General features: G+C 71.9%; 11 protein-coding genes. 8 read left to right on the top strand and 3 right to left on the bottom strand.

Going from position 1 to position 12,641, the window contains the following annotated elements; all coding sequences use genetic code 11:
• Positions 1 to 15: 15 nt before the first annotated feature.
• The 3 genes from ACVW2K_RS15590 to ACVW2K_RS15580 all read left to right on the top strand — a co-directional run bounded on the left by ACVW2K_RS15590 (position 16) and on the right by ACVW2K_RS15580 (position 4,562).
• The gene (locus ACVW2K_RS15590) at positions 16 to 450 is read left to right on the top strand and encodes a Fur family transcriptional regulator (RefSeq protein ID WP_028638312.1); all 435 of its coding nucleotides are present in this window, start codon (positions 16 to 18) and stop codon (positions 448 to 450) included.
• Positions 451 to 475: 25 nt separating this feature from the next.
• On the top strand, positions 476 to 2,731 hold the full coding sequence (katG, locus tag ACVW2K_RS15585) for a catalase/peroxidase HPI (protein ID WP_457203140.1): 2,256 nt from the start codon (positions 476 to 478) through the stop codon (positions 2,729 to 2,731).
• Positions 2,732 to 2,900: 169 nt separating this feature from the next.
• Positions 2,901 to 4,562: a CHAP domain-containing protein gene (locus ACVW2K_RS15580; RefSeq protein WP_457203139.1), complete on the top strand. Its 1,662-nt coding sequence runs from the start codon at positions 2,901 to 2,903 to the stop codon at positions 4,560 to 4,562.
• Here ACVW2K_RS15580 and ACVW2K_RS15575 read toward each other — a convergent pair.
• Together ACVW2K_RS15575 and fadD1 are read right to left on the bottom strand one after the other, a co-directional pair.
• The gene (locus ACVW2K_RS15575; RefSeq protein WP_457203138.1) at positions 4,559 to 5,995 is read right to left on the bottom strand and encodes an LCP family protein; all 1,437 of its coding nucleotides are present in this window, start codon (positions 5,993 to 5,995) and stop codon (positions 4,559 to 4,561) included. The two genes, ACVW2K_RS15580 and ACVW2K_RS15575, sit on opposite strands and share 4 nt — an antisense overlap.
• 74 nt (positions 5,996 to 6,069) lie before the next feature.
• A complete protein-coding gene (fadD1, locus tag ACVW2K_RS15570; RefSeq protein ID WP_457203137.1) occupies positions 6,070 to 7,659 on the bottom strand; it encodes a fatty-acid--CoA ligase FadD1 in 1,590 nt (529 codons plus the stop codon).
• Between the two features lie 88 nt (positions 7,660 to 7,747).
• Here fadD1 and ACVW2K_RS15565 point away from each other — a divergent pair, with 88 nt between their 5' ends.
• Genes ACVW2K_RS15565 through ACVW2K_RS15545 form a run of 5 tightly spaced genes read left to right on the top strand, consistent with a single transcriptional unit; the run spans position 7,748 to position 11,181 of the window.
• Positions 7,748 to 8,968, top strand: coding sequence for a hypothetical protein (locus ACVW2K_RS15565; protein WP_457203136.1), 1,221 nt, complete (start codon positions 7,748 to 7,750; stop codon positions 8,966 to 8,968).
• A 15-nt stretch (positions 8,969 to 8,983) separates the two neighbouring features.
• The gene (locus tag ACVW2K_RS15560; protein WP_028638316.1) at positions 8,984 to 9,595 is read left to right on the top strand and encodes a sulfite oxidase-like oxidoreductase; all 612 of its coding nucleotides are present in this window, start codon (positions 8,984 to 8,986) and stop codon (positions 9,593 to 9,595) included.
• A gap of 2 nt (positions 9,596 to 9,597) precedes the next feature.
• On the top strand, positions 9,598 to 10,293 hold the full coding sequence (locus tag ACVW2K_RS15555; RefSeq protein WP_231496253.1) for an FAD-binding oxidoreductase: 696 nt from the start codon (positions 9,598 to 9,600) through the stop codon (positions 10,291 to 10,293).
• A 21-nt stretch (positions 10,294 to 10,314) separates the two neighbouring features.
• On the top strand, positions 10,315 to 10,578 hold the full coding sequence (locus ACVW2K_RS15550; RefSeq protein ID WP_028638318.1) for a GlsB/YeaQ/YmgE family stress response membrane protein: 264 nt from the start codon (positions 10,315 to 10,317) through the stop codon (positions 10,576 to 10,578).
• Positions 10,579 to 10,587: 9 nt separating this feature from the next.
• On the top strand, positions 10,588 to 11,181 hold the full coding sequence (locus tag ACVW2K_RS15545; protein ID WP_028638319.1) for a LysR family substrate-binding domain-containing protein: 594 nt from the start codon (positions 10,588 to 10,590) through the stop codon (positions 11,179 to 11,181).
• Positions 11,182 to 11,196: 15 nt separating this feature from the next.
• Here ACVW2K_RS15545 and ACVW2K_RS15540 read toward each other — a convergent pair whose 3' ends face one another.
• The gene (locus tag ACVW2K_RS15540) at positions 11,197 to 12,636 is read right to left on the bottom strand and encodes a GuaB1 family IMP dehydrogenase-related protein (protein ID WP_457203135.1); all 1,440 of its coding nucleotides are present in this window, start codon (positions 12,634 to 12,636) and stop codon (positions 11,197 to 11,199) included.
• Positions 12,637 to 12,641: the final 5 nt, after the last annotated feature.

Here is a 12,641-nt window from a genome sequence, read left to right as displayed (position 1 = left end):
CGGCAGGGTGTGGCCATGCCCACCACGGCCGACTACGAGCGGATGCTCCGGGACGCGGACCTCCGCGTGACCCGCCCGCGGGTCGCCGTCCTCGACGCCGTGCACCGGCTTCCCCACGCGGACACCGAGTCCATCATCGGCGCGGCCCGGGCTGAGCTCGGCGACCTCTCCCACCAGGCCGTGTACGACGTCCTCCGGGCGCTGACGTCGGCCGACCTGGTGCGCCGCATCCAGCCGTCCGGCGCGGTCGCCCGCTACGAGTCACGCGTGGGCGACAACCACCACCACGTCGTGTGCCGCTCGTGCGGCGCCATCGCCGACGTCGACTGCGCCGTCGGCCACGCACCCTGCCTGACCGCGTCCGACCCCCACGGGTTCACCGTGGACGAGGCCGAGGTCGTCTACTGGGGCGTCTGCCCCGCCTGCTCCACCGCTCGTCTCCCTCAGTGACCATCGCCAGCTCGAAAGGTTGACCATGTCCGACATCCAGGACCCGCAGGGCATCCAGCGCAAGGAAGCCGAGGGCTGCCCCGTGCTGCACGACTCCGCGGCCGCTCACGGCAGCGAGAGCGAGAACCCGGCGATCGACTCGCCGACGCCGAAGCCCGGTCGCCCCCACACCAACAAGGACTGGTGGCCCAACCAGCTCGACCTCTCCGTGCTGCACGCGCACTCCCCGAAGGGCAACCCCCTCGGGGCGGACTTCAGCTACCCGCAGCACTTCGCCGAGCTGGACCTCGCCGAGCTCCGGCGGGACATCGTCGAGGTGCTCAACACCTCGCAGGACTGGTGGCCCGCCGACTTCGGCCACTACGGCGGCCTGTTCATCCGGATGAGCTGGCACGCGGCCGGCACGTACCGCATCCACGACGGCCGCGGCGGCGCGGGCGACGGCGCGCAGCGGTTCGCCCCGCTGAACAGCTGGCCCGACAACGCCAACCTCGACAAGGCCCGGCGCCTGCTGTGGCCGGTCAAGCAGAAGCACGGCCAGAAGATCTCGTGGGCGGACCTGCTGGTGTACGCCGGCAACGTCGCCCTCGAGGACATGGGCTTCTCGACGTTCGGCTTCGGCTTCGGCCGACCCGACGTGTGGGAGACCGAGGAGATCTACTGGGGCCCGGAGGACACCTGGCTGGGCGACGAGCGGTACGCCGACGAGCGGCAGCTCTCGGACCCGCTCGGCGCGGTCCAGATGGGCCTGATCTACGTCAACCCCGAGGGCCCGAACGGCAACCCCGACCCGGTCGCCTCTGCGCGCGACATCCGCGAGACGTTCGCCCGGATGGCGATGAACGACGAGGAGACCGTCGCGCTGATCGCCGGTGGCCACACCTTCGGGAAGACGCACGGCGCCGGCGACGCAGACCTGGTCGGACCGGAGCCGGAGGGAGCGCCGCTCGAGGAGCAGGGCCTCGGCTGGCGCAGCGGCTACGGCAGCGGCAAGGGTGCCGACGCGGTGACCTCGGGTCTCGAGGTCACCTGGACCACGACGCCGACGCGCTGGAGCAACGACTTCTTCAAGCACCTGTTCGGCTACGAGTGGGAGCTGACCGAGAGTCCCGCCGGCGCGCACCAATGGGTCGCGAAGGACGCCGAGGACATCATCCCCGGCCCGACGCCGGACTCGCCGAAGCGCAAGCCGACCATGCTCACCAGCGACCTCGCGCTCCGGATGGACCCGGAGTACGAGAAGATCTCGCGGCGGTTCCTCGAGAACCCCAACGAGTTCGCGCTGGCCTTCGCCAAGGCCTGGTACAAGCTCCTGCACCGCGATATGGGCCCGGTCCGGCGCTACCTCGGCCCGTGGGTCGCCGAGCCGCAGCTGTGGCAGGACCCGGTGCCCGACGTCGACCACGAGCTGGTCAGCGACGCGGACGTCGCGGCGCTCAAGGCGAAGGTCCTCGAGTCTGGGCTGACCGTGTCCCAGCTGGTCTCGACGGCATGGGCATCGGCCGCGAGCTTCCGCTCGACGGACAAGCGCGGCGGCGCGAACGGCGCCCGCATCCGGCTCGAGCCGCAGCGCAGCTGGGCGGTGAACCAGCCCGGGCAGCTCGCCGAGGTCCTCGACAAGCTCGAGGAGATGCGGCGCGAGTTCAACGAGTCGGGCGGCGCGCGGATCTCGCTCGCCGACCTGATCGTGCTCGCGGGCTCGGCCGCCGTGGAGAAGGCCGCCCGGGATGGCGGCGTCGACGTGACCGTGCCCTTCCACCCGGGCCGCACCGACGCCTCGCAGGAGCAGACCGACGTGGACTCGTTCGCGGTGCTCGAGCCGCGAGCCGACGGCTTCCGCAACTACCTCCGGGACGGGGAGAAGCTGCAGCCGGAGACGCTGCTGGTCGACCGCGCCTACATGCTCGACCTCACCGCGCCGGAGATGACGGTGCTCGTCGGCGGCCTGCGTGCCATCGGCACGAACGTCGGCGGCACGCAGCACGGCGTGCTCACCAAGCGGCCGGGTGCGCTCACCAACGACTTCTTCGTCAACCTGCTCGCCCCCGGGGCGTTGTGGAAGGCGTCCGAGTCGGAGGAGAACGTCTACGAGATCCGTGACCTCGCCAGCGGCGAGCTGCGCTGGACCGCCACCGCGGTGGACCTGGTCTTCGGCTCGAACTCGCAGCTGCGGGCGCTGGCCGAGGTCTACGCGAGCGAGGACGCGCGGGAGAAGCTCGTCCGGGACTTCGTCGCGGCCTGGGTCAAGGTCATGGAGCTCGACCGCTTCGACCTCGACTGAGCCTCCGCTCGACCCGCCCGGGGCCCGGCCGCACGCGGCCGGGCCCTCGTGCGTTCGGGGAGCAGGAGAATGACAGCCGTGTGATTTAACCCGACACGCCGAGGCAATTCCTTGACAATTTCGATCACTCTGTTCCCACCAGGGCACAACTGTCCCTAGACTCCCACCCGTGTCGCTGCGGACCCGGCTGCTCGCGCCCGTGACCGCTGCCCTGGTGGGTGGCCTGGTCGCGGGCCTCGTCGCGCTCGCTCCGGCCGCCGCCTCGGCCGCGGACCAGCAAGGCCACAAGCGCGGCCCCGACGCGGTCTTCAAGCGCAGCTCCTACCTCTGCTACGGCTACCAGGACTGCCGGGACCAGGGCATGGGCAACGCCGGCTACGCGCAGAACAACGACAAGATGTACTGGCGCATGTACAGCGGCCACAACTGCACCAACTACGCGGCGTACCGGATGGTCAAGAGCGGCCTGCCGAACACCCGCCCGTGGTCGGGCGGCGGCAACGCCATGTACTGGGGCACCTCGATGCCCCGCATCACCGACGACGTTCCACGGGTCGGCGCCGTGGCCTGGTGGAAGGCGAACGCGGGGCCGGCGGGCTCGGTGGGCCACGTCGCGTACGTCGAGAAGGTGGTCTCCGCCGACGAGGTGATCGTGTCCCAGGACAGCTGGGGCGGCGACTTCTCGTGGGCCGTGATCACCCGCTCCAGCGGCAACTGGCCCAGCGGCTTCGTGCACTTCAACGACCAGCCGCTGAGCAACCAGGTCGCGCCGGTCATCAGCGGCATCGCGAAGGTCGGCTCGGTGCTCAGCAGCACGGCGGGCGGCTGGAAGCCCGCAGACGTCCAGGTGTCCTACCAGTGGTCCGCGGACGGCCAGAAGATCGCCGGCGCCACCGAGCCCACGCTGCGGGTCACCAAGGCCCGGCTCGACCAGACCCTCACCGTGACCACGACGGCCACGAAGCTCGGGTACCCGACCCGCACGGCGACCTCCGCGCCGACCGCGGCGGTGCTGCCGGGCACGCTGAAGAGCGTCACCGCGCCGGCGCTCTCGGGCGTCTCCCAGGTCGACTCCACGCTCACCCTCGACACCGGCACCTGGACGCCGGCCCCGGACGCGCTGACGGTCCAGTGGCTCGCCGACGGCCAGCCGATCGACGGCGCGACCGGTGCTCCGACGCTCTCGCTCACGCCCGACCTGGTCGGCGCGACGATCTCGGCGACCGTGACCGCGAGCCGGGCCGGCTACGACCCGGTGAGCGCGACCACCGCCCCGTCCGCGCCGGTCGTCCCCGGCACCTTCACCGTCGCGACCGCCCCGAGCGTCCTCGGCCTGCCCGAGATGGGCCAGGCCCTGACCGTCGACACCGGCGCCTACCACCCGACCGCCGATACGGTCGCGATCCAGTGGCTCCGCGACGGCGTGCCGATCGACGGTGCCACCGGACCGTCGTACCAGCTGATCAACCTCGACCTCGGCTCGAGGATCTCGGCGCGCGTGACCGTCAGCCGCGCCGGCTACACGGACCTGAGCGTCGACTCCCCCTCCACCTCCCGGATCAGGACCGACCCCAGGATCCGCGTCCAGACCCAGCGCCTCCAGCACAAGGTGAAGGTGACGGTCACGGTCAGCGCACCCGGTCTCGACGTGGTCGACGGCGTGGTCGTCGTCCGGTTGGCCGGGGTCGCGCAGACCGCGACGCTCCGCAACGGCACCGCCCGCGTCGTCCTCGACGACCTGCCGCCCGGCAAGCGCACGATGACGATCCGGTACGCGGGCAGCGACACCGTGAACCGGCTGGTCGTCACCCGCCAGGTGCGCGTCCTCTAGCTCACCGGGTGGTAGCCGCAGGCGCCGTCCGCGGTGATCGCCTTGCCCGGGTCGTCCTTCGAGCCTCCGCCGCCGCCTGCGTGGGGCGCCAGGGCCTTGGCGACCACCGACTGCATCCACGCGAAGTCGGGGTCACCGGAGAAGAACTTGTCGGAGGAGATGAAGGCGATCGACTTCATCTTCTTCTCCTTGACCTGGAGGGCGAGGTCGACGAAGGACGGCATCAGCTCGCGGGGTACATCGGTGCGCAGGATCTCCTCCCCTGCCTTCGCGAGCGCCTGGTACCGGCGCAGCACGTTCAGGGGGTCGGCCTCCTCGACGATCGCGTTCACCATGCAGCGCTGGCGCAGCATCCGCTGGTAGTCGTCGGAGCCCCAGCGGCCGCGGGAGTACCAGAGTGCGTGGAAGCCGTCGAGGTGCTGGTCCGGGCCGGGCTGGAGGTAGCCGGTCGGGGGGATCCCGGCGTCGGTGTTGCCGTTGATCGCGATCGGCTCGTTGATGTTGACCGTCACGCCCCCGATGGCGTCGACGAGCTGCTGGAAGCCGAGCAGGTTGATCAGCATGTAGTAGTCGACGTGGGTGCCGAGGCTGCCCTCGACGGCGAGCTTGACCGCGTCCGCGCCCTCGTTCTCGGACTTGCCGAGGATGTGCGGGTACAGCGCGGGCACCTGGCTGTAGACGGCGTTCAGCATCCAATTGCCGGGGTCGGCGTTCGGGTCGGTGCTGCGGAAGCCGTCCGGGAACACCTGGTGCAGCGGGCTGTCCTCGGGGAACTGCGCGTTCATCATGTTGCGCGGCAGGCTGAACATCACCGACTTGCCGGTGTGGGTGTCCATGCTGAGCAGGATCACCGAGTCGGTCCGGATCCCGGTGCGGCCGACGCCGCCGTCGCCGCCGAGCAGCAGCACGTTGACCCGGTCGCGACCGCCCCAGGGGTCGTCCGGCGTCGTGTCCAGCGGCGTCGTCTGGTTGTGCTCGTCGTTGAAGACGGTGGCCACGAAGTGCGCCTGGGTGTTCGCGAGCCGCACGCTCTGGACCGCCGGCAGCGCGACCAGGATGCACAGCAGCCCGACCACGATCCCGCCGAGCGTGCTCTCGAGCCTGCTCATGCCGAGCGGGCGCGCCATGACGTACGTCGTGATCACCGTGAACGCCCACAGCACGAAGACGACGCCGATGACGACACCGGCGATCCGGAGCCGGGTCGGATCGAACGCGAGGTCGACGAAGTGGTGCCAGTCCCGGGCGTAGTACGCCAGCACGCCGGCGCCTGCGAGGAACGCGACCAGCACGAACCAGCCGAGCCTGCGACGTGTCCACAGGTAGCCCGCTCCGGGGAGGACGGCGCCGAGCAGCGTCACGCAGAGCGCACCCGCGAGCGTGCGGGCTCGCCGGAAGGCCCGTACGGCCCGGGGCGCCCGATGGCGCGCCACGGGCTCGACCGTCCCAGTCGACGTGGCCATCCGCACCCTTCCGCCGTCGATCCCGGCAAGGAGGGTACTCGCGCTCAGGCGGGAATCGTGATTGCGGGCACGTACGCCGTGCCGCGCGCCTCCCGGACCCACAGCACGCCGGTGCCCGCGGTGGGGCCCTCGGCGGCGAGCTCGCGCTTGAGCACCTTGTTGGTCGCCGTGCTCGGCAGGTCCGGCGCGATCCGCACGTACCGCGGCCACGCCTTCGCCGAGAGGTCCGGCTGGGCGGCCAGGAACTCCTCGAGCTCGGCCGGGTCGAGGCTCGCGTCGTCCTGGAGGACGAGCGCCGCCATCACCTGGTCACCGACCCGCTCGTCCGGCACCGCGTAGACGGCGACCCGGTTGACCGCGGGCAGCCGCTGGAGCACCCGCTCGATGGGCGCGGCCGCGAGGTTCTCGCCGTCCACGCGCATCCAGTCCGCCGTCCGGCCGGCCAGGTAGATCCACCCGTCGGCGTCGCGGTAGGCCAGGTCGCCGGACCAGTACATGCCGTGCCGCATCCGCTCGTCGTTCGCGGACTGGTCGTTGTAGTAGCCGCCGAAGTAGCCGCCGCCGGTCGTGTTGACCAGCTCCCCCACCGCCGCGTCCGCGTTCACCAGCTTGCCGTCGGCGTCGAACTCGGCGACGGCGCACTCGGTGACGGTCTCCGCGTCGTAGATCGCGACCCCGTCGAACCCCTTCCCGATCGAGCCCGGCGGGGTCCCCGGCTCACGGGTGATGATCACGGCGAGCTCGGTGGAGCCGAAGCCGTCCCACACGGCGCAGCCGAAGCGGCGGGAGAACTCGTCGATGTCCCGGTCGCTCGCCTCGTTCCCGAACGCCACGCGCAGCGTGTTGTCCGCATCGTCGGGCCGCCCGGGCGTGGCGAGCACGTACGCGAGCGGCTTCCCGACGTAGTTCAGGTACGTGACGCCGTACCGGCGGACGTCGGCGAGGAAGCCGGACGCGCTGAACCTCGCGGGCACGATCGTGGCGCCCGCGCACACCGCCGGGCTCCAGCCCGCGACGACGGCGTTGGAGTGGAACAGCGGCATCGCGACGTAGCAGACGTCCTCGGGACCCAGCTCGAAGCGGCCCTGCAGGTTGAGCCCGGAGAACAGCACCATGAGGTGGTTGACCTGCACCGCCTTCGGGTCGCCGCTCGTCCCGGAGGTGAAGATCATCATGAACGTGTCCGTCGCGTCGACCTCGCGGTACGGCCCGAGCGGGCCGGCTCCCCCGACGAGGGCGGTCCACTCCTGCGTCGAGGTGTCCAGCACCCGCACGCCGGCGAGGTCGAGGCCGTCGAGCAACGCCCGGTGCTCGGCGTCGGTGACCAGGATCTGGCACTCGGCCCGCCGGAGGTCCTGGAGCAGCCCGTCGCCGCGGCGCGTGGTGTTGATCCCGCACAGCGTGAAGCCGCCGAGGCCGCCGGCCGCCATCATCACCAGCATGTCCGGGGTGTTCCCGAGGAGGGTCCCCACGTGCACGGGCCGGTCCGGGTCGGCCAGGCCGAGCAGCGCCGATGCGACGGCCGAGGCCTCCGCGAGGTGCTCCCTCCAGGTCCAGCTCCGGTCGCCGTACCGCACGGCGACGCCGTCGTCTCCGGCTCGCTCCCGCAACAGCTGCTGGATGGTCTCCGCCATGCGCCCTCCTCGAAGTTGACGCGTGTCAAACTAGGCGACGTTCGACTAGCCTGCAACGTGTTCCAGTGCCCCACACGCCGGAGGACCGATGCCCCGCCGACCGACCAGCCGCTACGCGACGCTGACCCGCCCGGAGCTGGCGACGCTGGTCCCCGAGCTGCTGCTGATCGGGCAGCTGATCGACCGCTCGGGCATGGCCTGGTGCATCTCGGCGTGGGGGCGGGAGGAGATGGCCCGGGTCGCCATCGAGGAGTGGGCCGGCGCCAGCCCGGTCTACACCCGCCGGATGCAGCGCGCGCTCGGGTACGAGGGCACCGACGTCGTCACGATCTTCAAGGGCCTCCAGCTCGACATCGGCGCTCCCCCGCAGTTCATGGACTTCCGGTACGACGTGCAGGATCCCTGGCACGGCACCTTCCACCTCGACCACTGCGGCGCGCTCATGGACGTCGAGCCGATGGGCGAGGCCTACGTGCGCTCGATGTGCCACGACATCGAGGACCCGACCTTCGACGCCACGGCGGTCGCGACCAACCCGAGGGCCCAGGTCCGTCCGGTGCACCGCCCGCCGCGCACTCCCGCCGACCGGCACCCGCACTGCGCCTGGACCGTGACCATCGACGAGTCGCACCCGGAGGTCAGCCCGCTCGCGGCGTACCACGTGATCGAGAGGACCCGGGCCGCGCACCTCGAGCTGGACCCGATCGACCCGGCCGACGACGGCGCCTCGGATTACTCCGGGCCGCTGGTGTCCGACGTCGACTTCGCGGCCTTCTCGCACTCCGCCCTGGTCCGGATCGCCGACGAGGTGTGCCTGCAGATGCACCTGCTCAACCTCTCCTTCGTGCACGCCGTGCGCCGGCGCGCCGCGTCCGGCGACGAGGCGACCGCGATCGCGACCCGGCAGCTGGTCGGGGTCGCCGGCATCGCGGCGGAGCGGCTCCACCGTGCACTCGGGCTGGACGCGATGCGCACCCTGGAGCTGCACCCGCTGCTCAACCCGGCGGCGTACGTCGACGCCTCGGTCGCGGGTGATTCGCTGACCGTGGGACCGTCGCCGGCCCGGGAGGACGCCGCGTGGATCACCCTGTGCGGGCCCGGCCGGGAGCGCCCCCTGCAGGTGGTGCTGCGCGCGGTCGACCCCCACCTGGACGTCGAGGTCGAGGGCACACCGGAGCGGTGGACGGCCCGCGTCGTACGCCGCGACCAGCCCGCACCCGAGGCGGACGAGGTGGCGGTGACGCGGTTCAGCACGGGGTCGTCGTTCGCGTTCCAGCCCCGGCGGGCACTCCCGATCACACCGGTCTGACGGCATACTTGCCTGATGCCCGTCACTCGCGGCTTCTTCGGCAAGAAGCGACCCCAGCGTCCTGACCGGCTGCCGCCGGGGCAGTACGACACCGGCAGCTCCTGGCCGACCCTGACAGCGGAGGCGACGCCGCGGCTCGACGTCGAGCAGTGGTCGATGACCGTCGACGGCCTCGTCGGACGGCCGCACAGCTGGAGCTGGCGGGAGATGCACGCCCTTCCGGAGTCGACGTACTTCGGCGACATCCACTGCGTCACGACGTGGTCGAAGTTCGACATGACGTTCCGCGGGGTCAGCGTGGACACGCTCCTCGAGATCGCGATGCCGCTGCCCGAGGCGAAGTTCGTGATGGCGCACTCGACGACCGGCTACACCACGAACCTGCCGCTGGAGGACGTGACGGGCGGCAAGGCGTGGGTGGTGTGGGAGGTCGACGGCAAGCCGCTCCCGACCGGGCACGGCGGGCCCGTGCGGCTGCTGGTGCCGCACCTCTACTTCTGGAAGTCCGCGAAGTGGGTCACCCGGCTCGAGCTGATGGAGCGCGACCGGCCGGGCTTCTGGGAGCAGAACGGCTACCACGACCGCGGCGACCCGTGGCTGGAGCAGCGCTACCAGGGCGACCCGTAGTGGTGTCCGCTCCCGCCGGCGACTGGACGACCGGGACGATCATCGAGCTCGACCACCCGACCGACAGGCTGGTCCGGCTGCGCCTCCACGTCGACGACCGCGTCGACCACCTGGCCGGGCAGCACTACGTGGTGCGGCTGCGCGCACCCGACGGGTACACCGCCCAGCGGTCCTATTCGGTCGCCTCCGATCCCGACGACCCGCTGCTGGAGCTGATGGTCGAGTGCCTGCCCGGCGGCGAGGTGTCGGGGTTCCTGCACGACGCGGCCGAGGTCGGGGACGTGCTCGAGCTGCGCGGGCCGATCGGCGGCTGGTTCGTGTGGCCGGGCGACGTCCCGGCGGTCTGCGTCGCGGGCGGGTCCGGGGTCGTGCCGGTCGTCGCGATGACCCGGGTCGCGCGGCGGCTGGGGCTGCAGCACCTGCTGAAGGTGGTGGTGGTCGCCCGCACCTGGGAGGAGCTGCCGTACGCCGAGGAGCTGCAGCGGTACGGCGCCTTCGTCGCCCTCACTCGGCAGAACCTCGGCGACCGGGTCGCGGCGCCGCCGTACCCCTCCGAGATGGAGGCGTACGTCGCAGGCGCCGAGCGCGCCTACGTGTGCGGATCGGTCGGCTTCGCGTCGTACGCCACCCGGCTGCTGGAGGAAGCCGGCGTCGACACCGACGCGGTCCGCGTCGAGCAGTTCGGCGAGACCGGCTGAGCCGCACCCTATGCTGCGGTCATGCTCATCCTCGGTCTGATCCTCTTCGGCATGGTCATCGGCGCCGGCGCCCAGCTGATCCTCGGCCGGCACGGCGGCAGCATCGACTGGACGATGGCGATCGTCGCGGGCCTGGTGGGCTCGTTCGTCGGCGGCCTGCTCGCCAGCCTGCTGGCCGGTGACGGCATCGAGCTGCACGCGAGCGGCATCATCGGCTCGCTCGTGGGTGCCGTTATCGTGACCGCCGTCTGGCGCTGGGCCGCGGGTCGCTCGAAGACCGCGTGATCTCCACCCGTGAGTGAGGCCTTCGGCCACTTCCGCGTCGGGTTCGTCACCGGCGCGACCCCCGACAAGTGGGCACGCACCTGGCGCGAGCGGTACGCGCGCGACCCGCTCGAGCTGGTCCCGATCGAGGAGGACGCGCAGGAGGACCGGGTCCGTGACGGGACGCTGGACATGGCCCTGGTGCGACTCCCGGTCGACCGCGACGGGCTGCACCTGATCCCGCTCTACGAGGAGCTCCCGGTCGCCGTCCTGGGCACTGAGCACCTGCTCACCCTGGCCGACGAGGTCACCACGGCAGACCTGGCGGACGAGCAGCTGGTGCTCCCCGAGCGGTCCGGATGGCGGCCGGCGGCCGAGCAGCTGGCCTGGCCGGCGATGTCGGTCAGGGACGCGGTCGAGGTGGTCGCGAGCGGCACCGGCGTCGTCGTCGTGCCGATGTCGATCGCCCGCCTGCACCACCGCAGGGACGTGACGTTCCGCATCGTGACGGACCTGCCACCCACGACCGTCGGCCTGGCCTGGCTCGTCGACAACGACGACCCGTGGGTGCAGCGGTTCATCGGCATCGTCCGCGGACGCACGGAGCGCAGCTCCCGCGGCTGACCGCCCGGTGCCCGGCTAGCTCCAGCTGGTCGGCAGCGGCCGGCCCTCGTGGAAGCCCGCCGCCGACTGCACTCCGACGACCGCGCGCTCGTGGAGCTCCGCGAGCGAGGTCGCGCCGGCGTACGTGCACGCGGAGCGGACGCCGGAGCAGATCTGGTCGATCAGGTCCTCGACGCCCGGGCGGGCCGGGTCCAGGTACATCCGCGACGAGGAGATGCCCTCCTCGTAGAGGCCCTTCCGGGCCCGGTCGTAGGCCGACTCGCCGCTGGTCCGGTTCGCGACCGCCCGGGCCGAGGCCATCCCGAACGACACCTTGTAGGCACGGCCGTCGGAGTCGACCATCAGGTCGCCCGGCGACTCGTGGGTGCCGGCGAACCAGGAGCCGATCATCACGGCGGACGCCCCGGCCGCGAGCGCGAGCGCGACGTCGCGGGGGTGCCGTACCCCGCCGTCGGCCCAGACGTGCTTGCCGAGGGCGCCGGCGGCCGCGGCGCACTCGAGGACGGCGGAGAACTGCGGCCGGCCCACGCCGGTCATCATCCGGGTCGTGCACATCGCACCCGGACCGACGCCGACCTTGACGATGTCCGCGCCCGCCTCGATCAGCGCCCGGGTGCCGTCCGCGGACACGACGTTGCCCGCGGCGATCGGCACCTGGGGGTCGAGCCCGCGCACGACGCCCAGCGTCTCGATCATCCGCTCCTGGTGGCCGTGCGCGGTGTCGACGACGAGGCAGTCGACCCCAGCATCGAGCAACTCCTTGGCGCGCTGGGCGACCTCGCCGTTCACGCCCACCGCAGCGGCCACGCGCAGGCCGCCACCGTGGTCGACCGCGGGGTCGTAGAGGGTGGCGCGCAGCGCGCCGGTGCGGGTGAGCACGCCGAGGAGGGTGCCGTCGCCGTCGACCGCGACCGCCAGGTGCGCATGCGTCGCGTCGAGGCGGTCGAACGCCTCCCGCGGGTCGGCGTCCTCCTCGAGCAGCACGGCGATCGGCTGCATCACGTGCTGGACCTGGGCGAACCGGTCCACCTCGACGCAGTCGGACTCGGCGACCACGCCGACGGGCCGCCCGTCGCGCACGACGACGGCCGCGCGGTGCGCGCGCTTCGGGATCAGGGCGAGCGCCTCGGCGACGGTCTGGTCGGGCCGCAGCTCGATCGGGGTGTCGAAGACCAGGTGCCGCGACTTGACGAACTGCACGACGTCGGCGACCACGGAGACGGGGATGTCCTGCGGGATCACCGCGAGCCCGCCTCGGCGGGCGACGGTCTCCGCCATCCGCTTGCCGGCGATCGCGGTCATGTTGGCCACGACGAGCGGGAGCGTGGCACCCGTGCCGTCGCTGGTCGCCAGGTCGACGTCGTACCGGCTGGCGACCGCGGACCGCCGCGGGACCATGAAGACGTCGTCGTAGGTCAGGTCGTGGGGCGGGGTGTTCGCGTCGAGGAACTGCACGTCCG

The organism is Nocardioides sp. HB32, assembly GCF_054058995.1.
This window is presented reverse-complemented; position numbering and strand designations above follow the sequence as displayed.